Below are 22,336 nucleotides of genomic sequence, written 5' to 3' on the forward strand. Positions count from 1 at the left end.
CCTTTGACCCCTCGGCAGTACAAAAATGTAGTACATGGCGGGGAACCGATCTGCGTGCTGGTACCACACACAGCTACGAACATGCCTTGCCTACTTGTAACGCCCCTAGTGCAGCTTTCCACGTGCCAGGGCGCTTTAGAAGAAGGCGCTGACGGATTGGTGATTTCATGCTCACAGACCCCAACCTGCGTTTTTCTACGCCGTCTCGCTCGCCCCGGGCCCGCAATGCGCCCGCCGACACGACGCTAAACGGCCTCCCGCCAATGGGGGACGACACCCGCTCCTGGCTGACCGAAGTGGCCCGCGCACTGGGCCTGTCGCCCCAGGCAGCCGCCACTTTCACACGCTACGGCATGCTGACGCTGTCACCCTTGAACGTGGTGATGGTCCGCCAGCAAGAGGAACCACCCAGATGGTCCCTGCTGGGGTTCATTCAGTCGCCGACCGGGATCAGCCCTTTGCTTTGGCGCGAGGCCCTGCTGCGCGCCAACTGCGTGAGCATGGCCCTGGACACCTGCGTGTGGGCCCAGGATGCAAGCGGCGCCACGCTGCTGGTCAAGCAATTGCCCTTCTACCACCATAACGACAGCCAGGCGCTGATCAAGGCCTTCGAGCAGATGCAAGCGTTGGGGGCCAGCCTGCTGGTCACACTGATAGCCGCCGCCAACGCCAGCGAGAATCCTCCCGAACAGCCCTCGGCGGATATGGCACCGGCGAACTCGCAATTGGCGCAGCTGGGCGAGAAGGTCGACGCCATCGCTCAGCAGCAGATCAACGACCAGTGGCACCGACCTTTGCTTGAGCGGGCCTTCACTGCTCTGCAAGTGCCGCTGCCAGGCCAGGCGTTCGGTAGCGTGGGCTCGCTTAAGGTGAATGATCGCTACATCGACATCATCGCCGACCCCGACCAACGCCACCTGCTGCTCAGCACGCCGGTGGCGGTTGCCCTGAACGGCAATGAGCAACGCGGCGCGGCGTTGCAGAGCAATCTGTACTTGATGACCGGCGCCCAATGTGGCGTCGCCCTGGCACCGGCTGGCGCCAGTCTGCAAGCGCGCTGGGACAGTACTGGGCTCGATGGCGACGACCTGGCGAGCTGGCTGGTGCGTTTCGTGACCCTGGCCGTTGGCATTGACAGTAATCAGCGGCCTGGGGCTACCTCCGGCAGGCGTTTGAACGGGAGCAATATCTGATGGTTGGCGGCATTGGCAATAACCACGTTACGGCCCCTCTACTGCCCAGCACGCAGCCGTCTGCAGGCAACGCAGGCAATGCGGGGCATCAACCACCTACTCTGCAGGACCGCTTGCGCAACGCTGGTCACTCGGCATTGGCGACGGGTGGCATGCTCATTGACGACACGCGGAACAGCCTGCCTTCGGGCCGCACCATGGGCGCCATGGCGGGGCACGCCTTGCAACAGGCGGTGACTTGCGGGGCCACCACCTTCGCCCGCGAAGAAGTGTTCATGCATGCCTACAATGCCATGCTGCCAATACTTCAGGACCAGGGCGCCCCGGCGTTGATGGCCGCCCAAGTGGCGGTGTCCGGCACCAAGATCGCGGCGAACCTCTATCGTCATTCACGCCTGGACCACCCGGACCCGGAAGCGGGGGTGAGGGGCCACTTTGGCCTCAGCCCCGAGCAGTGGCAGAGCAAGACGCCGACCGAAAAAGCCGCGCTCACAGCCGAACATAAGAGTGACTCGCGCAATGTGACGCGCAACGAGATCGTGGCCGACGCCGCTTTCCTGGTGATGTCCGCGCTGAGCCACAGCCATGGCGATGGCGCCCTGGCTGCCCGGGTGCTGGCCACCCAGATGCGCAATCTGACCTACGCCGCCAGCCGCGAAACCTTGCAGGCGACCGTCTCCACGACCACCAGCAGCAACGGCACGAGCACCCATGGTGTCAATTCCGATCATATGAACGCCAATGCCTGGACGTACTCAGCGATGACCCTGGCCATGGGTTACCTGCAAGATGCGGTGATCGGCCATGCCTTGCCCGCCGGGCAATCGGCGGCGGGCCCAACGGTTAATGATGAGCATGGCAAACCACTGACCGGCGCGGCGCTCAACAGCGCGATCAACACGGTGGCGGGCATACGCGCCTTGGCTAACACCGCCATCGAGACAGTGGATGCCTACCGGGGCAAGCACGCCAGCCTTGCTGAAGTGGGCGATACGCAAAAGCTTCAGACCGATGCAAGCAAATTGTTGCCGCTCAAGGACTATGAGCGTTTGCTTGACCATTCTCCTGCGCGCTTGAGCTGGAACAATATTTCAGGGGCCCTGCCCCTGGCTCTGGACACTCTGACCAAGGGCAAGGTCTCGCCCGCTGTGTCTCAGTTCTTTAATAACGCTGGCGCCGCTGCCATGTTTGGTTTGACCTACGAAACGGTCAACAAGACCTACAATGCCCATGCCACCAACCGGGCTGCCCGCGCCGCATTGAATACCGGTAGCCCCCAGACTACCGGCGGCCAGGCGGGTGTTACCGCCACGGTAGCACCGGCGCAAGTGCAGCCAACTCCAGTTGCGCCGGCGCAAGCGCAGCCAGCTCCAGTCGCGCCGGCGCAAGCGCAGCCGGCTCCAACTGCACCGGCGCAAGCGCAGCCAGCTCCAGTCGCGCCGGCGCAAGTGCAGCCGGCTCCAACTGCACCGGCGCAAGCGCAGCCAGCTCCAGTCGCGCCGGCGCAAGTGCAGCCGGCTCCAACTGCACCGGCGCAAGCGCAGCCAGCTCCAGTAGCACCGGCGCAAGCGCAGCCAACTCCAATTGCGCCGGCGCCTGTCGCCCAGCCGGTTCCAGCTCAACCTGCCCAGGCCCCGCAACCAGCCGCCCAGGCCAGCACACTTGCCCCGGCAACACCGGCGAGCCGAACTGCACCCAAACCAGCGCCAGTGCCGACCTCCGCCCTGGCCCAAGCCTCTATGAGGTCTCAAGCCCGTTTTGCTAATGTGGGCGTAGGCCAATCGTCCGCGGGCCCTGCCCGTTCGCCGGCCGCCGTGGCTGCCGGTGCCGCTGCCATTGCTCGTGCCGCCGCTGCCGCTCGACCCGCGCCCATGCCCACATCGACGCCGACCGCCGCTCAAGCCGCCGCTGCCTTAGCCACACCTGTCGAGCCAAGCGATGCGGCAGCGCCTGCACCTGAGAGCATAAATATGGACTTGGCAGACAGCTCGAGCGGGAAGCCGTAATCGGCAGGGGGATGTCAGCGTGCGGTGAAGGTACCTACCCGATCCGCCGCCTCCATCATCAGCACAGCACGATCAAGCTGGCCAAGACCGGGCAGGGCGGGGCCTCGGGGATCTGGGGCCCAATCCAAACACCGATTACCGGCAAGATGATCGATACCATCACCCGCAGACCCCGGGTTATTTTGCCCGCCCGTTAGTTGCGATGGCCGGCCCGGAAGAGGCCCCGATTTACCTCCGACGCGTGCTGCGACGGGATATCGTTTCGAAGATGGTTCATGATTCCCCAGAGTGTGTTTTTTGTTCTGCAACGCTTATGTCGCAGCCATCGCGTGTGTTGGGGCGCCTGCTGAAACTACAAGTGCTTATAGGTCGTGGATCGAAATGTCAGTACATGCAATTGCCGACATTCGGCTTTTACCCTGGGCGGCTGCAATTGGCAGCTAGCTGACCTCAACGAGCGGCCGATCTAGGTCGACCCTAAGCGGCCGCTCAGACTTAAGCCCCCCTAACGCTTAGCTGAATCGAGCGATGTTTACGTTGAATCCCTGGGAATGTGTAAGAGCATGACGTATTTCTTGCGCTGGTAATTGGAGCTGGCACCGCCGCTTTGCATAGGAAGCGTAGGGCTGCCTGCTCCTTAGAATGGTCATCACTCAGGCCCGTCAGAACCGTCCTGTCAACGGATACTCCACGGCCAACCTGATTTGCTCCGCATCTAGCTCTGCCTGAGCAGTATTTCCTCTGTGCAGATTATGCCGTATCGACACCGCTGCACCTTTGGCGGGCCCGCTCTGTACGACGTAGCGGGCCTCCAGATCTCTTTCCCAATGCTTACCATTGGCCCCATAACCTAGATAAGCGTAACCACCGCGAGTATCCACACGACTGCCATCAATCTTGCTGCCACGCGTATAGGCAGCGCTCAAAAGCAGACCCGGAGCGCCCCATTGCGCAAACGACAGGTCATACCGGGCTTGCCATGATTGTTCATTGGGCGCATTGAAATCCGACATCTGCACGGCGTTAGTGAGAAAGATGGCACCTCGGGTAACGTAGTCAAAAGGCGTATTCCCGTCGACGTGCTGATACCCCAATCCGAAGCTGTGTGCACCTTGAGCGTAAGTCGACATCAGACTCCAGGTCGTATTGTCGATGCGACCCGAAAGCGACTTTCCCGTATTGGTTGTGCGGTAAAGGTTCAGGTTGAAAGCAAGAGAGCGATTGTCATCCAAGGGGAACGCAAACGTGCCGCCCAGGTAGTGCTGGTTCCAGGTGTCTTCGTACCGAGAGCTGTAAAGGCTCGCAGTCATCTGTTTGGAAGGGGTAAACACCACGCCTGCAAGATCGAATGCGTTACCTTTCAAGCCGTTTGAGTAATTGACTACAAAACCTTGGTCGTGACTGGTTGCATTGCGATCAGTGCTTTCGGTGAAGTGTCCACCCACGAGCTTGACGCCTTGGAACTCATTGCTGCTAAGGAATACACCCGTCGCGGTCTCTGGCAGCAGGCGGCTATCTGAAGAGCTGAATACTGGTGTCTTTACCCGCTGCTCACCATAGGAAATGACTGTTGAACTGAACCGCAGCTTAAGCGCTGTCCCGGCTCGGCTGAACTCGTCTTTGGGATGTCCATCGTTATCCAGACCCAGCAGACGCGCTTTGCCGGCTCTGCCACCGCCGCTGTCGAGTTTCAAGCCTTGATAGGCATGTGCATCAACACCCACGCCCAGTGTTCCTTGGGTGAACCCCGACTGAACGGTGCCCATGAGACCGTATCCCCACTCCTCGGCATAGCCGTTACGATCGGCGCGTGGTTTGTATGCATTGCGAGCGCCGCCGTTGCGTGCCCCCTTCTGATAATTGCGATGGTCGTACACGCTTCGGTTAAGAACAGCCCAAGTGCTGTCCTCAATAAAACCCTTCGCCTGGGATTGTGCCGAGTCCGCAAATGCAGCGGGGCTCAGGAGGCTGGTCAACATTACGGTTCGAAAAGATAGAGCGTTCATTTGGTTTTTGACTTGTCCATGCGTTGGGCGGGAAGGTGGCGAGCCTGGAACTCTTCCGTCGAGGTAGCCGGTAAGCGCCTTTTAATGGACTGGCTTGTCGGATATTGCTTCGAAAGTACTCCATGCGTGCACGGCGCGCGCTCCTGCGAACGTGCGCTGTTAACCAATGGATTCAGCTTTTAGCCGCGTTGGAGAGGGCTTCTGCCTTTTCAGTGAAACCGGCTACGAGCTCGATCATGGCCTTCTTGACGTTCGGCGGTGCGGTCTTCATGGAACCGGCATTGAACGGCGGATCGGGATCGTATTCGCCTATCAACTGAGCGCACTCGGCGTAGGTCTGATCGCGCAGCTCAGCGACCATGCTCAGGCCGAAATCCAGTCCTGCCGTTACACCCGCCCCGGTGATTCGGTTGCGGTCGCGCACCACACGGGCATCGGTAGGGATCGCACCAAACCCGGCCAAAGCATCCCTGCACGACCAATGCGAAGTTGCCTTGTAGCCCTCCAAAAGCCCTGCCGCGCCGAGGATTAGCGAACCGGAACAAACACTGGTGACGTATTTGGCACGTGCGCCGCGATCAGCCATGAATGTCAGCGTCGCGGCATCTGTTGCAGCTGCAATGGTGCCGTCCGTGCCGCCTGGGGTGAACAGCACAGTGAGGTCGCGGGGGCAGGTGTCGAAGGTGGCGGTCGGGATGATCGTCAACCCTGCATCGCTCGTCACCGGGTCCAGTGTTTTGGCGACTATGTGAATTTTGGCGCCCATGAGAGAGCCGAACATGCAGTGTGGCCCGATCAGGTCCATGACCGTCATGCCGGGGTAGATCAGCATTCCTATTTGCTCGTCACCTACCCAGTGCACCTTGTCCATGTCGCGGTCCATGTCAGGCATGGTGTGTGCGTACGTTGGCTGTTCAGCTGCCGAGACTGCGCGAGGAATACTGGCCGCCAACGGCGCGAGAAGCGCGCCAAGCATCAGATTACGGCGTTGGTTATCGATCATGATGGTCGTCCTTAGAAGCGGGCAGTGAGAGTGAGGTACGCCGAGCGCGGCTGAGTGGGCAACACCAAGGGCGAGCCGAGGTATTGATAGGTCTCGAAGACCTTGCGTCCCGTGAGGTTGACTGCTGAGACCGAGACCGTGTAACGGTCGAAATCGTAGGAAGTCTGCGCATCGAGCAGCGCATACCCGGGTGCGGATACCGTGTTGGGGAGGGTGAGCTCGCGTGCGCTGAGCGCTGTGATACCGGCACCGAAGCCCACACCCTTGGCGGCGCCGTCGAGTATTCGGTAACGCGCGGCGAGGCGACCGCTGTGCCTCGGCACGCGCGGCAGTCCATCACCGACCGGGATCGAGTTGTCCTGCGTCACTTCTGCCTGTGTGTAGGCATAGTTGGCCAGCAATGAAAGGGCCGTGGTCGGTTCCCAGACCAGATCCGCCTCCACGCCACGAGCGCGTTGTTCACCGCTTTGCACTGAATAGCCCAGAAGCGCGTTAGCAGGATCTGGATCAGGGGTCGAAACATTACGACGCGTCTGCTCAAACACCGCGAGGGTGCCGGAAAGGCCCACATCGTTGAATGCCAGCTTGATGCCCGCCTCATAGTTGCAAGACAGCTCAGGCTTGGGTGTTTCATTACCGATGAAGTTGAACGCGCCGCGAAAACCGGTGGAGTACGCGGCATAAAGCGCGAGGCTCTCGGTCAGGTCGTAGGTGACGCCCAGCCGTGGCGTAACACGATGATAAGAAGTGTCGACGCCCTGTTCTTGCTGCTTGAGGTCTAGCTGGGTCAGACGCAACGAACCCAGCAAGTGCCAACGGCCGTAGGTCGCCTGGTCCTGAAAATAAGCGGCCGTGGTCTCGTAACGATTGGTCTGAGTTACGAGTACCTCAGGCGTCGCTCCGTAGGATATCCCATAGCGTGGATTGGCCAGATCAAGCTCGCCGATCAGCTCGGCATTGGAGACACCTGAGGTGAAGTCTGTACGGTCGTAACTGGCGCCCACGAGTAATTCGTGGCTCCCGCCCAGCGCCTCGACACGGGTGCCCAAATTGGTATCGAAGGTGTTTTCTCGTACGTTTCCTGGCAGGTACAGCTTGAAAATAGGATAGACGGTGGGTGACGCAGGACTCGCCCCGAGCAACTCCGGATAAACGAAGCTGCCGTAATCGCGGAACTTGCCCTCGTAGTGCTGAGCGGTGACGCTCATCCGCGTGTCGTCATTCAACTCATGCGTGAGTTGCGCAGTGGTTGTTCGATTTTCGATAGTAGTGTGAGGCTGCCCACTGGTAGCACCCGGGGAGGCATTGCGATCAATCTGACCGCTCAATGCCTAGACGGCTGGCAGGCCGGAATATTCAAGCTGGCTGCGATCCTCGTACTGGCCGCGCAGCAACAACTCGGTCTCTGGCGTCAGCTGGAACGAGATGCTCGGCTGAATAGACCATTGATGGCCTTTGACATGGTCAATCCAGCTGTCGTTTTCCTGGTAGTCAGCGGAAAGCCGTGCAGCGACCTTGTCGCCGATGGGCGTATTGAGATCCATCGACGGATTCACCGTACCGAAGCTTCCGGTGCGCATCGACAGCAAAGCGCTTGGCTCGGCCTCGGGTCGTTTGGAAATCACATTGATCAAACCACCTAATGGCGCACCGATGCCACCGCCATAAAGGGCAGATGTAGGACCTTTGAGCACCTCGATACGCTCGGTGCCAATCAGGCTGGTTGGGTCGATGCTTGCCGCTGTCCCTCCAAATGCGGGGAGCCCGTTCATGTAAATCTCAGCCGGAAAACCGCGCACAATGGGCTGAGCAAACAGCGCCTCTTGCGGCTTGGTGGCCCTCACACCCGAGACGTTGATCAGTGCATCTGAAAGCGAGTGACTGTCTTGCTCCTTGAGCATCGATTGGGTGACGACTTGCACCGATTGCGGAACCTCATTCAGCGGCGTATCGGTCCGGGTGGCTGAAGAGGCTGTGGGTGCTGTGTAGCCGTCACGCACACCTGAAACGCTTATAGGCTCCAGTGTCCAGGTGTGTGAACGCCTGGCCAGTTGTGTGGCATCTACGGCGGCGTCCTCTGTTTGTGCGGCTTGGGCAAGCACGGGTGCCGCCAAGCCCACAAACATGCAGAAGGTATGAGGCCAATACCGGCGAAATGGGTCAACGTGGAACAGCGGCTCGTTCTGAGTCGAGTACATGGGATCGTCCGATGAAAGTCAGAGGCTGGCCGAGCGCGCAGCACGCATCCGTATCAACGGGTACAAAAGCCCATCGACGCAGAATCAGCGATTCGCGCTCAGCAAAAAGTAGAGGTGACGTTCAGCGGCCAAGCCGGTGGTGCCCTGCTTCGCGCACCGGCAAATACCGGCGCAGTCGTTAGTTGGGTGGTGAAGTGACTAGAACGATATTGCGGGGATGGGACATTCAGCCGCAAGACTGGCAGGTTGGATTCGGCAAGCGCGGGATGCTGGAATAGCAGCGAACAATATCCGCACTTCTCCCAGACGATCAGCGCATGTTTTTTCTCGGCAGCAGCATGGAGAGACATCTGGCTCATGCCAGGCATGTCGTGGCATTCCATGCCAGCCATCATCTGCACCGGCTGGCTTTTACCGTGAGCAAGGCTGATCCCCTGACTGATCAGCGGACCGACGAAGATCATCAGCACGGCGAACAGACTCAGCCATGCTCCGATCAGACGCCTGTTACCCATTAGCCGCGCACCTGAAGATTACGCCTTGCTTTCGACAAAACGTCTGGCGGCTCGCCGGTAACCCAGGAGTGCATCCAGAACGATGAAGCCCAGGAGACTGACGCCCTGTACGGGCAGCGCAAAGCCAATGAGCAGTGCTGTCAGGATCGTCGTCCAGCGCACTCCCGGATTCAATGAGCGCCAGAGATTCAAGAGCGTTGCCTGCTGCTTGCGCGCCAAAGAGAGCGTTGGGCGACGTCGCCACCACATCACATAACCCATAACAACCATGGCAGCCAGGCCACTGGCGAAGACCACCAGCACCCATTGATTGACCAGACCAAACAAAACGCCCATGTGTGCATCAATGCCCCACCGGGTTAGTTTGGCGGGCAACGAGTATTCCGAAAACCTGACGTGGTCGACTACGTCCAGCGTTTGCGGGTTGATCGACACAGCATCCACGTGCGTGGGCCAGCTGCGGTCTATCTCGCTGACTACCCAAGCCTTGTCATTGCTCGCGGAAGGCCTGATTTCAACCTTGGCAGCATCGATATGCTCGGCGCGCGCTCTCGCCAAAACTCGGTCGAACAAGGCAGGGTCCAGCACGAATGCCTGTGCCGAAGCCGCCATGTACATATGATGCTCGGCGTGCTCGTCCATGGGCATCTGCATCGGCGTTGCCCCCGACTTGCCCAGTGAAGTTGCGACGCTAGGCGTTGACCAGCCGTAGTAGGCACGCAAAACGCCAATGTTATCGCCGGCGTACTGCGACCACGTCAGCCCGGTGGCCGAGAAGAACAGCAGCCCCAGCAGCAGCCATACGCCGGTAGTGGAATGCCAGCGGCGCACATTGCCGCGTTCGCGACTTTGCCCACCACGGCGAACTGCCCACAGTGTCAGGCCGCCAAGTGCCGCCACCCACAACCACGAGGCGGCCAACTCGCTGTAGATCCTGCCGATATCCCCAAGCAAAAGACCTCGATGGAACTGATCGATCCAGGTGCGCAGTGGTAGTACACCGCTGGTACCGTAAACCTTCATGTCTCCGCGAATCTCGCCACTCACCGGATCTACGAACAGCGCCCGGTGCTCTGACGGGCCAAAGCCCGGATCGCTGAACATAACCCGAGTGGTATCCCCTTGCCCGGGGGCAGGGCGTACCGCTGCAATGCTTAGACCTGGACCTGCCGATGCCTGGGCGTGTTGAATCTGATCCTGCAGGCTCAGAACAGGGCCACGGCTGTCTGTGTGGAGGGCATGTGCGTAGAGAGAATCTTCGATCTGAGGAGTTAACGCATAGACGATCCCGCTCAAAGCCGCCACCAGCATGAACGGACCGACAAATACACCGATGTAAAAGTGGAGCCTTTTCAGAAAGGCGACAAATGCCCCGGACGATTGGGGCTCCGTGCGTGAAGATGATACGGACATAAGGACTCACCAACGTGGAAACGCGTCCGACCGGGATCGCATCCCGGAAGACTATAAATTCAGAATTGGTTATTCGTGCGAGCGATGCTCACACTTCCACGACAGCCGCTAAGGGGCCTGTGGGTTGAGTCCTGGGAGGGTGTGGCGTGATCTTTTGCTTAGACAGAGGTCGGGCAACACGAAACGCGGACTGCGGGTACGGATCAGCCAGCTCAGCGCCACGAAAAAGATCATCGCCAGCGTGAGTGTCACGGCGAATGAACAGTCTGCCGACTGCATCTTCATACTGTCTGACCGATCCTTCTTTACTGAAGCACCGTCCATGGACATAGGCATCTTGTGATGCCCACCATGCATATCCGACATGCTGTGGGCAGCAGGGGAGGCTGGGCCCGCTGCATCACCGGCAGAAGCCGACATCATCCGGCCGTGGCCGACACTGCACGCAAGACCATTGAACAGGACAACTGCATAAAGTATCCAGGCAATGGCCGAGCAGTGGGTTCGGAAAAAATTCATGGCGGGTAATTTAGCATCTCTCGCATGGCCTAAGCACACGTTTACGACCTGTCAAAACGACGCAGTGCCTTGCAAAACGCGCGCAGTCGATCTGCCTGGCAAGATCGTGAACAGCCATGGGGTTCCCATCCGCATACCCGCCAAGTTGTGCAGCCGCACATCCAGGCATGCACACGTCGGCTCTATCGTCTCAGCTTCAGGTCAGTTCCATTCGATCAAAGCCTTTGAATCGATACAAAGCCACAGACGCTAGCCAGCTCAACACGAAAACAGCGATGATCAGATAACCCAGCATGCCAAAGTGATCGTTCATGTCGCCGACCAAGTCCCAGAAAGGTCCCTGCAGGGACAACTTGTCCGCTAATAACCCCAGCCCCTCCACGCCGCTTATCAGTACCGCGACTACGACGGACACCAGGGTGATGGTCATGTTGTAGTAGATCTTACGCATGGGCTTCAGGTAGGCCCAGCCATAGGCGCCAAGCATGAGGTGCCCGTCAAGGGTATCAACCAGTGACATGCCTGCGCTGAACAAGATCGGAAAGACCATGATCGACCACGGCGACATGCCTTGTGCGGCCTGTGATGCCGAGATACCCAACAGCGCAATTTCCGAGGCAGTATCGAAGCCCAGTCCGAACAGAAAGCCCAGTGGAAACATGTGCCAGCTGCGAGTGATGACGCGAAACAGCGGACGGAACAGGCGTGCCAGGAAGCCGCGGTTGGCCAGTAGTAGGTCAAAGTCGTCATCGTTATACTTGCCTCCGGCGCGGACATTCTTCCAGGCCTTGTAGATCGAGCGCAGTATGATCAGGTTCATGAGCGCGATGAGCAGGAGGAAGGTGGCTGATACAGAAGTGCCGATGACTCCGCCGATTTCTTTAAAGCCCTCGAAGCGATCGCTCAGGGCCGAAGTTGTCAGCGCCACTAGCAACGAAGCGATCACAACCACTGCGGAATGGCCCATGGAGAAGAAGAACCCGACCATGGCTGGGCGCTGTCCTTCCTGCATCAGCTTGCGCGTGACGTTGTCGATTGCCGCGATGTGATCGGCATCCACGGCATGGCGCAGCCCAAAGCCATAGGCGAGCAGAGCGGTACCGAGCAACACGGGGTGATCCCGGAAAGCGATGAATACCCACATCCAGGCGAACACATTAATGGCCAGTAACAACGCATAGGTACTGATCAGCTTACGACGTGTTTCGGGATTGGCATTGCGGATGACGTTACGCCATTTGGAGAACATGAGCATACCTCGGGAAAATGCGTCCCATTGGTGAAGATGAAGATCGGCAAAGACAGGTCTGGCTCCCAGCTAACTGGTTACAGTGGCGCGACCGCGCGGAATTTCACCGGCTTCCGTCTTTACGATAGTGTTGAGCCGTCTCAGTTTAACCCTGCGCGGGTCGAAGTCGACGGCTGTTTTGATGAGAGCAGCATGCGCCATCCATACCGGCCGGCGTCTGGCAGAGGACAGTCCGATCGGAGCCCTCGGCGGCCTGATTAGAAGACTCACATTTGCATATGATTCTCCACCAGCTTCAAGTCTTTGCTCAATTGAATCCGCAACGCAGAGATCAATCTTCGTGCGTTGTCCGCCAAAGGCTTCCCCGGGCGGAACAACAGTAAGCTGGTGAAGTTAACCTTAAGGGAGAACGGCCGAATGACCAGGCCACGGTCAATGTAATCCACAACCGCGACCGGGTTAGCGAAGCCAAAGCCGATGCCACGCATTGCCATCTCGCAGACTGTGTGGGCATAGGGCGTTTCAATCCTGATATTCGGCGTGACACCGTAAGGAGCTAGCGCGGCCTCCAATCGCCGACGGCTACTGTCTTCTGGGTTGAGCGCGATGAAGTCATGATCGCCTATGTCCTGCGGGGTGATCACTGACAGCCTGGCAAGTGGGTGATGGGGTGGCATTGCCATAACGCCTGGCGAATCCAGAAAAGACGAATGTTCAAGCCCTGCCACAGGCATCTCATCTGCCATCAGGCCAAAATCGCATTGGCCGGACGATACGTCTTGATGAACCTCCCTTGAGCTCAGCACCCGTAATGAAACCCTCATGTCTCGCGCTGCCAGATCGAAAGAGGAAAGGGCCCTGGGCATGAACGCATTGCCAAGCGCGGGATGTACGGCAATGGCCAAGCGATCAGTGCCGAATTGCTTGAGGCTCTTGATCCGGTGTTCGATGGCATCCATTCCGATGAAGAGCCTGTCGACGTCCACCATAAGTGCGTGGGCTTCCTGTGTGGGTACCAGGCGACCGCGAATCCGATGAAAAAAAGCCAGCCCGGCTGAGGTCTCCAGTTTGCGAATCGCCTGGCTGACAGCGGGCTGCGATATCCCCAGCATATTGGCGGCCTTGCTGGTACTGCCTGCGTTCATGACGACCCGAAACACTTCAATCTCGCGGATGCTCATCTGTGCAGCCTATAACCTTTGCTTATTGAGTTAATAATTCTACGTGTAGCCGCGATGGTAGGTCTATTGAACAATGCGCTCCAGTGTTAGTGACCCAACAAGGCGCATTCAGATGAAATTTGTAGACCCTGCCGGCAGCCCTTATGCCAGCCTCTCGCCAGGTGTATGGCGAGGTTCGACCGTGGTATTCGACTCTTTCGAAGATTTCGTGAGTCGCAAGAGTCGCCAGCCAGATGGCTACAGCTATGGCATTACAGGTACGCCGACTTCCCGTGCGCTTGAGCGTCAGGTCGCAGAGCTTGAAGGGGCACGCCATTGCGTGATCATGCCGACCGGGGCTTCCGCGCTTATTACGACAGTCATGGGATTTGTCCGAGCCGGCGACCACCTGCTTATTTCGGATTCCTGCTACGGCGCTCTCAAGACTTTTGGTCGCCAATGGTTGGCCCAGCTCGGTGTGGAAGTCGAGTTCTATCCGCCGACTATTGACGCTGGGATCGAATCGCTGATCCGGCCAAACACTCGCATGATCTGCATGGAGGCGCCCGGCACCGTCACCATGGAGATGCAGGACATCGGCGCTATCACCGCCATCGCCAAAATGCACGGTGTGCTGACCATGATGGATAACACATGGGCGAGCCCCCTGTATTTTAAAGCTGTCGAGCACGGCGTCGACTTCGTCGTCCAAGCTGCCACAAAGTATTTCGGCGGACACTCCGATCTTCTGATGGGGACCGTCAGTCTCAACGACTCGGCGCACTACGCCACGCTTCGGGAAACTCAAAGCATTTTTGGTCAGGCCACCAGTCCCGAAGATTGCTTCCTGGTGCAGCGGGGGCTTCAGACCTTTGAGCTTCGGCTGCGTGAGCAAAGTCGAAAAGCCCTTGTGGTCGCGCGTTGGCTGGAGGCTCAACCGTTAGTACGACAAGTGCTCTTTCCCGCTCTGGAAAGCGACCCTGGTCATGACCTTTGGAAAAGACAGTTTGAGGGTAGCGGCTGTCTGTTTTCGATCATCCTGGAGCCGCCTACCGATGAAAGTTCATTCGGCGCGTTCTTCAACGCCTTGCAACTGTTCCCCATCGGTGCGAGCTGGGGCGGTACGCATAGTCTGATTGCCTACTATCCGGCGGCGCAGCAACAGGCGCGGCAATTTTCGCCAACAGATCAACCTATCGTGCGCATCTCGATCGGCCTTGAGGATGAGGCGATGCTGATTGCCGATCTGGCCAGTGCCCTGGATGCGTACGCCCGAGTGCGCTGATACCACAAGCACGCTGCGCTTTAGACGCGGCGGCAACACATGATTTCTCTGCCGTTACTCCCGCGCGCCCATCGAGGCCGCACACTCAAACGAGGATGGACAAAAATGAAACAGAACGGCATTCGTTTCGCATTGGCAATGGTTTTGTCACTGGGCATCGGTTCGGCGGCGGTCGCTGAGGACTCCCTGCAGAACCTGCGTGAGCGTGGCGTTATCCGCGTCGCTAACACGCAGGCAAGCCCTCCCTGGAGTTATCTGGGGCAGGACAACCAGCCAGCAGGGTACGACGTAGCAATCGCCAAAGAGGTCGCCAAGCGCATTGGTGTAGCGAAAGTTGAGTTCGTAGCCGACAGCTTCAAAAGCTTCGTCGAGGGATTGAAGGCGGACAAATACGATATGGTTATGAACGACCTCACGCCCACCGATGAACGCCGGAAGCAAGTGGATTTTGCGAGTCCTTATGGCGTCGAAGAATTCTACATTTTCGTTCGCAACGATAATGAGGTCATCCGCAGCATCAAGGACATGCCAGCGCACTCCATCGGGGTAACTTCAGGAACCAGCAACGAGTCCTGGGCACGCAAACACATGACCACGTCCGACATTCGGGCCTATGAGAATGGTGGTCTGGTATTTAACGACTTGGCGATTGGGCGTGTCGATGCCGTGTTGTCCTCTTTGTTCGGCGGTGAGAAATACAGGAAGGTCAATAACCTTCCGATAAAAGCAGTGGGTGAGCCGCTTACATATCAGCTCTCGGCTCCGGCACTGGCCATGGGCAAAGACAGCTTGCGTGACGCCGTCAGCAAAGCCATTGAGTCAATGGTCGCGGACGGTACAGTGGACGCTGTAGCCAAAGAGTGGATCGGTCCTGATTACCACATGACCAACGGCATCAAGGCCGCCCTCGCCGAACTGAACGAGGAATAGGAAATGTGGGATCTATTTCTGCGCGCATTGCCTTTGTTGCAAAAGGCGATCGTTGTGACGCTAGGGCTTGGGCTGGGCGCATTTGTATTGGGTACTGGCATCGGGTTGATGATTGCCCTGATGCGAATCTCCCCGGTGCGTTTGTTCCGCGTGATTGCCTTCAGCTATGTCTCGCTCTTTCGCGGGACACCGCTGTTGGTACAGATACTCCTGATTTATTTCGGTCTACCGCACTACGGCATCGTAATGACGCCCATACCGTCTGCGCTCTTGGCCCTTACGTTGTTTTCAGCGGCATACCTGAGTGAAACCTTCCGTGCAGGCATTAGTGCGGTCGACAGTGGCCAGTGGGAAGCGGCCAACTCGATGAGCATGGGGTACTGGACCTGCCTTCGCCGCATCATCATCCCGCAAGCGTTTCGGATAGCGCTGCCGACCATGGGAAGCCGACTCATCGCGTTGATCAAAGACACCTCACTGGCCTCGACGATCACCGTAATGGAGTTGACCCGCGTCGCTGAGCAAATAGGTGCTTCCACGTTTCGTTACATGGAAATGTTCCTGATGGTGGGTGCGATGTACTGGGTGATCAACCAGGTTTTGACCATCCTGCAAACCTGGCTGGAAGGCCGCTGGACGAGGCACATGCGATGAATGCAAGCACTGTACGTGTTACTGGCCTGAGCAAGTCCTTCGGTGATCTTGCCGTGCTCAAAAATATTGATCTAGAGGTACAGGGTGGCCAGGTTGTTGTCATTCTGGGGCCTTCGGGGTCGGGCAAGACGACGCTTCTGCGCTCTTTGAACCTCCTGGAAAAACCAGACGCGGGCGTATTGGAGGTGTGCGGTCATCGGGTCGAAATTCCACGCAATGGCCGGTTCGACCGAGCTACGCGCAAGCAAGTGGCGCTGCTTAGGCAAAAGACCGCCATGGTCTTCCAGTCCTTCAACCTTTTTCCGCACATGACGGCCCTTGAGAATGTCATCGAGGGGCTTCTCAGCGTTAAGAAGGTCCCACGGGCACAGGCGCTTGAGCGAGGGCGCCATTTGTTGGATCAAGTCGGTCTCGCTGACAAAGCCGACAGTTATCCAGCCAAGCTTTCAGGTGGCCAGAAGCAGCGTGTCGCGATCGCGCGAGGGCTATCCATGGACCCTGAGGTGATCTTCTTTGATGAGCCGACTTCCGCCCTGGACCCTGAACTGCGTGACGAAGTGTTAGGCGTCATGCGTGAGCTGGCGAACAGCGGCATGACCATGCTGGTGGTCACCCATGAGCTGCGTTTCGCGCGAGAGGCAGCAGACCGCGTTGTGTTCATGGAAAACGGTGTGGTGATCAAGGATTGCTCCACTGAAGCGTTCTTCGGTGGGGAAAGCGGCGAGCGCATACAGCAGTTCCTGCGCCGGTACTGATCGCCAACTTCATCTGGGGCAAGACGATGACACCTTTAAGCAAATCCCGGTTACACGTTCTCACAGGCCTATTGTGTTCCTTACTGTTGAGCACCTCCAATGCTCATGCGGAGTCAGCGCCTGATGCCTTGGCCCGCATCAAGGCGGCCGGCACCGCACAGGTTGCGACAACTTTTACCAGCCGGCCTTGGAGCTATCTCGACGATCAGAACCAGCCTGACGGCTATGACGTCGCAGTGTCCAGGGAGATCTTCAAACGCATTGGCGTTGCCCACGTGGAGTTCGTCGCAGACAAGTTTGCCAACTTTGTGGAAAGCCTCAAAACGCACAAATACGACCTGGTCGTCAGCGGCATGGCCAACACCCCAGATCGTGCCCGACTGGTGGACTTCACCAATGCCTACAGCGTTCAGGATTTTCGTATCTGGGTGAATGACCTAAACACCGATATTCACGACGCGCAAAGCCTCGCGGGCAGGAGTGTTGGCGTCAGCTCAGGCACATCCAACGAGTTGTGGGCGCACCGCAAGCTCACGCAGTCTGATGTGAAGGCATATGAAGGTGGTGGATTGCTGTTCACCGATCTCGCAACCGGGCGACTGGACTCAGTGATTGCTTCGTATTTCGTTGGGGAGAAAACGCGTGTCGCGGGCAACCTGCCAATCAAACCGGTGGGAGAACCTGTCACCTATTCGCTTGGGGCAATCATTGTCCCAAAGGGCGACGACGCTCTTCGCATCGCGATCAACGGCGCGATCGCCTCAATGATCTCCGATGGGAGTTTGCAGGCTATCGGCAAACGCTATCTGGGCGCCGACTACGACGTGGTCGGCAACATGGCTAAAGCAAACGCCGATTGGTAGGCGTCTATGCATCACAAATGAAGGCTGGCAAACATGCTGCACACAATTAAAAGCGATATCGATCTAGACGCGCCCGGTAAGCATTTTGGTTATCTGCGCTTGCCTCACTCGGTCCATCGTTCTGCTTACGGCTGGATTCCGATCCCGATTGCGTCGATCAAACGGGGCGATGGCCCTGTGTTCATCGTGACTGCCGGCAGTCACGGGGATGAATATGAAGGCCAGATTATCGCCAGTAACCTGATCCGAATGATCGAGCCGGAAATGATTACCGGGCAGGTCATTATCCTGCCCATGCTCAACTACCCAGCGGCAGATGCAGGGTTGCGCACTTCCCCCCTGGATGATGGGAATCTCAATCGGCTTTACCCGGGTGACCCGGCCGGAACGCCCACCCAAGTCATCGCACATTTTGTGGAGCACGTACTTCTCCAACGGGCGGACTACCTGGTTGATCTGCACTCTGGCGGTTCATCCTTGCAATACAACGGCGCGAACATGATGGGCTTGGAGCCGCGAGACAAAGAGGAAGAAGAGCGCGTAGTCGGCCTGTTGAAGGCGTTTGGGTTACCGCGGGCTTATCTCTACTCTCCGAACCCGGTCAACATCACGGCAGCGGCACGTAGACAAGGTGCGATCTGCTTTCTTACTGAATTGGGTGGAGCAGGCAACGTGAGCAAAGCGCTGCTACAACAGGGTCAACAAGGATTACTGCATCTGATGGGGTATACCGGCGTCTTGAACGGGTCGCTGGTGCCAGCCAAGCCGCCTGCCGAGGCCGTGCTCATGCGCATCGATCGACTCACCCACTACGCTTACGCGCGGCACCGAGGAATTTGGGAGCCTCTGGTCGAACTTGGCGATGAGGTGAAGGCCGGGCAAGCTGCTGCGCTGATTCATTTCCCGGACGAGCCGCTGCATGAGCCAGAGGTCGTGGTCTTTGAGGGGACCGGCCAGGTAGTGTGCAAGCGGGCGATTGGCAGAGTCGAGCGTGGGGATTGTCTCTTTCAGCTCGCAGAGTCCCGACCAGGATTGCTCTAGCGTCACGAGCCGTCTCTAAATGTAGCCATGGTCAGGATGCTAGCGGGAGGACAATCGCCTTGGCATAGGATGTAATTGGTTATTTATCCTGACGGTATACTGCCTCGCTCAAAAGATGAGCTACTGCAAAGACAGTTTCTCATTGGCCTTACTCCCGAGGCAGTGATACCTTTCGCCGCCATGGACGGGACCCGCTCTTATCTCAAGTATCTAGCTCCAGCCTTGCTGATCCTCGTGCTACTTAATGGCATGGCATGCAGCATTGGGCACGGGCAGATGTTGCAGAAGATGTTTGTGCCCAGTGTGGCGTCCCAATCTAGCCAAGTAATGTCCACTGGACATGCGATGGTGATGGATCACTCTAATCACCACTTGAACAAGGCATCAGCGAATCAGCATATGCCGCCCATGCCAGGCATGGACTCCCCTTTCAGCGACTGCTTTTTTGCAGCGTCACTGCCGTTGGGCCTCATTCTGTTCGCCGTGCTGGGCTGGCTGCTTCGGCGCAGACCGATGCGCCCAATTCCGCGCCGCCTGACGCTACCGACCCATCCCACAGCGTTATTACTGAGTCTGCATCCTCGCGCGCCTTGAGTAGCCTGTTGTCCCTATAACCATCACTTTAAGCGCTTGGCCCTAACAAGTGCTAAAGGCGCTTCTGCGCATGGTGCATCGGGAAACTGTCGAAATCTTGAAGTGCTGGCCCTGAGGCCTGCGCCATTCGTTGCTGCCTACTCTAAAGAAATTGACCATGAACAGTACTTTCAACCGCAGGCCTTTCCGCCCGCTCCCTTATGTCGTTTACCTTGCAGCAATCTCGTGCGCGCCAGGGCTTGCCTTGGCTTCAAACGGCAACGCGGAAATCGGTGCCGAGCCATCACCACCCGCTCAGGCAAAGAAAGAACAAAGCACGACATCCAACAGTCCGGTAGTGCCGAACTCGGCACAACCTCCGGTCGATCTGCCAAGCACCCTCGTCGTGGACACCCCCATCTCTGGCTACGTTACTCAGACGTCGGCCAGCAGCATCCGAACGGATACCCCACTCAAGGAGTACCCTGCGTCCATTCAGGTCGTACCCAATGAACTGCTGAAAGACCGAGGCGTTACCCGTATCGATCAGGTGGCTGAAACCGTCAGCGGTGTGCATGCGGAGGCCAACTACGGTGGGAACGGTGGAACCTTCTTCAACATCCGGGGCTTTAGTGAAAGCAATGGCCTGCGCGATGGTTTTCGCAACTACGGCTATTACGCGTTCCGCGATGTGCAGAACATTGATCAAGTCGAAATATTCAAGGGGCCCGCTGGTGCGTTGTACGGGGGCATAGGTGCGATTGGTGGCTACATCAATACCGTCTCGAAACGACCTGAGTGGAATGACTTTGGAGAAGTGACCGGCACAGCAGGGAGCCACGACTTGGCGCGTTCCACCCTAGACGTTAACCGAGTTTTGAATGAAGACCTGAGCGTGCGTGTCAATGCGTCCGCCGAATATGATTCGTCTTTCCGCGACGACACCCGTGACCACTCATGGTCATTTGCGCCTGCGATAACCTGGGATAACCACGACGGAACTTCTTTGACGCTGTTAAGTGAGTATAACCACCTCAACCGAGATGGATTCGACTTCGGCGTTCCTGCAGTGGCCAACTACCGCGAACTGTCGAAAACCCGATACTACGGACTCAGCCGGAGTCGGTACGCTGGTATTGACGGCGACTACGGGAAAAACGACACCCTCTCTGAAACTCTGCTGTTCGAGCATCAGCTATCTGACACTTGGAAGTTGCGTCTGGCAGGTCAGTATTCGTATGCACGGCAGCGTTCGACCCAGTCATTCCCTAACAGCACAACGGCGACGGATAATCTGCTCGACTACTCTGTTTACAGCAACGCAAATGAGTCTTCTCGACAGCTCGGGACGCGTGCGGAGCTGGTAGGCGACATCATCACTGGGGACATCAAACACCAGTTGTTGATAGGCACCGACTACAGCCTCCAGAAGATTTCAAGCTCGGGTTCACAGGTGTCTGCGATGACGCTTGATCTGAGCAATCCGGATTACTTTTCAGGTTTGACGCCGGCCGGTTCGCTAAATGGCCACGAATCTCAAGGGAAGGACTACGGTGCGTACGTACAGGACCTCATCGAGCTGACACCGACGATCAAGCTCCAGGCCGCGTTACGTGCAGACCGATTCGTCAACCGCGCCAGGGAGTCGGGTGGTGACCCGGCTCAAGGACAACAATCGACCTTGTCTCCGCGTGTGGGAGTCGTATGGCAGGCCACTGACAGCACGTCGTATTTCGCGGATTGGAGCCTCAGCCATTCACCGAATGTCGGTCACAGCGGCAGCAACGTCACCTATGAAGCTGAGGTTGCGGAGCAGTTCGAGGTGGGGCTCAAGCACGAGCTGATCAAGGACCGCCTTGATGCCAATCTGGCGGTGTTCAATCTTGATCGTAACCATATCCTGACCACAGACCCGGACAACCCCTTGCTCCAGGTGTTAACCGGCAAACAGCGAAGTCAGGGCGTAGAGCTGGATATTACTGGCAACATCACCCCACGATGGAAAACTGCTGCGAGCTACACCTACACCGTTGCGAAGGTACGCAGTGATAGCAACTACCCTGTGGGGGATGTTTTGAGCAATGCACCGCGCCACAGTGCCAACCTGTGGACGGCCTACCAGTTAAAGTCAGTCGAAGGTCTGCAGGTGGGCGGCGGTATTTACTATGTAGGCTCTCGCGAAGCAACGCTGCCCAACACGTTCAAGCTTTCAAGCTATGTCCGAACAGATGTGATGGCCTCATACAAGGTTGGAGGCTGGACGACGCAAATGAACGTTTTCAACCTCTTCGACCGTACGTACTACACCGGAGGCACCGCTGCGACGTTTGACTACACGCTGATGCCAAGTCCGCCGAGAACGGTTCAGCTATCTGAAACCTATCGGTTCTGATCGCCACGAGCCTTGTTCAGCCCTTTAGTCGATACTTTTTAGTATGTGGCGAAAAGGGCTGGCAATGGCTCTGGGTGCAGGTTTGACTGGGAAGCGAGCTGATATTCATGCATGCGCAAGGCGACACTGGATGCGAGACCGCTAGCCTAAATAATGTGGAAAAGGGGGGCCGTACCAGGCTGGTAGCTTCCGGTTAGCAGCGGGGCTTCATAAGGTTTTCCTGGACTGCAAAACCAGTAAAACGCTTTCATACAAGGGCATGTATCGGGCTTACCGATGTGTCTGCTGGGAAGGTAAGCTCAGTGCTTAAGGAAGCCGGCTTTTTTCAAATCCCAACACAACCGGCGATCTACTGGTCACTGAGGGGTTCTGTTCGAGTGCCCTGGTCCTTGTAGCGCATCCGCTCCCACAGCGCCCCTGACCGTTCTCGACCCAAGATCGCTAATCAATGGGCTCTTTTCAAAAGCTGACCATTTCCCACGGTAAACCGACCACTGCGGACACCTTGAAAGCGCATACCACGCTTTACCGCAGATGAAAGCTTGGTCATCCAGTTCGCCCCGCTACGTATAACGGCAACG

Annotated in this window: 18 protein-coding genes and 1 riboswitch; of the genes, 9 read left to right on the forward strand and 9 right to left on the reverse strand. The window is 57.7% G+C overall.

Features of this window, described 5'->3' with window-relative positions:
- Positions 1-167 precede the first annotated feature (167 nt).
- Positions 168-1,193: a type III secretion system chaperone gene (locus tag SLW75_RS13010; RefSeq protein ID WP_410934618.1), complete on the forward strand. Its 1,026-nt coding sequence runs from the start codon at positions 168-170 to the stop codon at positions 1,191-1,193.
- The gene (locus SLW75_RS13015) at positions 1,193-3,199 is read left to right on the forward strand and encodes a hypothetical protein (protein ID WP_410934619.1); all 2,007 of its coding nucleotides are present in this window, start codon (positions 1,193-1,195) and stop codon (positions 3,197-3,199) included. The genes SLW75_RS13010 and SLW75_RS13015 overlap by 1 nt, the downstream gene beginning before the upstream one ends.
- Before the next feature lie 662 nt (positions 3,200-3,861).
- Here the strand turns inward: SLW75_RS13015 and SLW75_RS13020 are convergent.
- The 9 genes from SLW75_RS13020 to SLW75_RS13060 all read right to left on the reverse strand — a co-directional run bounded on the left by SLW75_RS13020 (position 3,862) and on the right by SLW75_RS13060 (position 13,283).
- Positions 3,862-5,178 (reverse strand): OprD family porin, encoded by a 1,317-nt coding sequence (locus tag SLW75_RS13020; RefSeq protein WP_410934620.1) that lies wholly within the window; start codon positions 5,176-5,178, stop codon positions 3,862-3,864.
- 199 nt (positions 5,179-5,377) lie between these two features.
- Positions 5,378-6,208, reverse strand: a complete 831-nt coding sequence (locus tag SLW75_RS13025) for a DJ-1/PfpI family protein (protein ID WP_410934621.1) — start codon at positions 6,206-6,208, stop codon at positions 5,378-5,380.
- A gap of 11 nt (positions 6,209-6,219) precedes the next feature.
- Positions 6,220-7,536 (reverse strand): TonB-dependent siderophore receptor, encoded by a 1,317-nt coding sequence (locus SLW75_RS13030; RefSeq protein ID WP_410934622.1) that lies wholly within the window; start codon positions 7,534-7,536, stop codon positions 6,220-6,222.
- A gap of 3 nt (positions 7,537-7,539) precedes the next feature.
- Complete coding sequence (locus SLW75_RS13035) at positions 7,540-8,406, reverse strand: TonB-dependent siderophore receptor (RefSeq protein WP_410934623.1); 867 nt, start codon at positions 8,404-8,406, stop codon at positions 7,540-7,542.
- A 98-nt stretch (positions 8,407-8,504) separates the two neighbouring features.
- Positions 8,505-8,921 (reverse strand): DUF2946 domain-containing protein, encoded by a 417-nt coding sequence (locus SLW75_RS13040; protein ID WP_410934624.1) that lies wholly within the window; start codon positions 8,919-8,921, stop codon positions 8,505-8,507.
- 18 nt (positions 8,922-8,939) lie between these two features.
- Complete coding sequence (locus SLW75_RS13045; protein WP_410934625.1) at positions 8,940-10,334, reverse strand: PepSY-associated TM helix domain-containing protein; 1,395 nt, start codon at positions 10,332-10,334, stop codon at positions 8,940-8,942.
- Between the two features lie 108 nt (positions 10,335-10,442).
- Positions 10,443-10,853, reverse strand: coding sequence for a DUF2946 family protein (locus SLW75_RS13050; protein ID WP_410934626.1), 411 nt, complete (start codon positions 10,851-10,853; stop codon positions 10,443-10,445).
- A 196-nt stretch (positions 10,854-11,049) separates the two neighbouring features.
- On the reverse strand, positions 11,050-12,102 hold the full coding sequence (locus SLW75_RS13055; RefSeq protein WP_410934627.1) for a HoxN/HupN/NixA family nickel/cobalt transporter: 1,053 nt from the start codon (positions 12,100-12,102) through the stop codon (positions 11,050-11,052).
- Between the two features lie 33 nt (positions 12,103-12,135).
- Positions 12,136-12,257, reverse strand: a riboswitch (cobalamin riboswitch).
- 111 nt (positions 12,258-12,368) lie between these two features.
- Entirely contained in the window at positions 12,369-13,283 is a 915-nt protein-coding gene (locus SLW75_RS13060; protein ID WP_369318744.1) for a LysR substrate-binding domain-containing protein, read from the reverse strand.
- A gap of 112 nt (positions 13,284-13,395) precedes the next feature.
- Between SLW75_RS13060 and metC the strand changes: the two genes are divergently transcribed.
- The 7 genes from metC to SLW75_RS13095 all read left to right on the forward strand — a co-directional run bounded on the left by metC (position 13,396) and on the right by SLW75_RS13095 (position 21,755).
- A complete protein-coding gene (gene metC / locus SLW75_RS13065) occupies positions 13,396-14,547 on the forward strand; it encodes a cystathionine beta-lyase (protein WP_410934628.1) in 1,152 nt (383 codons plus the stop codon).
- A gap of 105 nt (positions 14,548-14,652) precedes the next feature.
- Entirely contained in the window at positions 14,653-15,477 is an 825-nt protein-coding gene (locus SLW75_RS13070) for a transporter substrate-binding domain-containing protein (protein WP_410934629.1), read from the forward strand.
- A gap of 3 nt (positions 15,478-15,480) precedes the next feature.
- Positions 15,481-16,131: an amino acid ABC transporter permease gene (locus tag SLW75_RS13075; RefSeq protein WP_410934630.1), complete on the forward strand. Its 651-nt coding sequence runs from the start codon at positions 15,481-15,483 to the stop codon at positions 16,129-16,131.
- On the forward strand, positions 16,128-16,886 hold the full coding sequence (locus SLW75_RS13080) for an amino acid ABC transporter ATP-binding protein (protein WP_410934631.1): 759 nt from the start codon (positions 16,128-16,130) through the stop codon (positions 16,884-16,886). Before SLW75_RS13075 ends, SLW75_RS13080 begins: the two co-directional genes overlap by 4 nt.
- 86 nt (positions 16,887-16,972) lie before the next feature.
- Positions 16,973-17,749 (forward strand): transporter substrate-binding domain-containing protein, encoded by a 777-nt coding sequence (locus SLW75_RS13085; protein WP_410934632.1) that lies wholly within the window; start codon positions 16,973-16,975, stop codon positions 17,747-17,749.
- 33 nt (positions 17,750-17,782) lie between these two features.
- The gene (locus SLW75_RS13090; protein WP_410934633.1) at positions 17,783-18,790 is read left to right on the forward strand and encodes a succinylglutamate desuccinylase/aspartoacylase family protein; all 1,008 of its coding nucleotides are present in this window, start codon (positions 17,783-17,785) and stop codon (positions 18,788-18,790) included.
- A gap of 751 nt (positions 18,791-19,541) precedes the next feature.
- Entirely contained in the window at positions 19,542-21,755 is a 2,214-nt protein-coding gene (locus SLW75_RS13095; RefSeq protein ID WP_410934634.1) for a TonB-dependent receptor, read from the forward strand.
- The last annotated feature ends 581 nt before the right edge of the window (positions 21,756-22,336 follow it).

The organism is Pseudomonas sp. W5-01 (assembly GCF_046540435.1).
Lineage (GTDB): Bacteria > Pseudomonadota > Gammaproteobacteria > Pseudomonadales > Pseudomonadaceae > Aquipseudomonas > Aquipseudomonas graminis_B.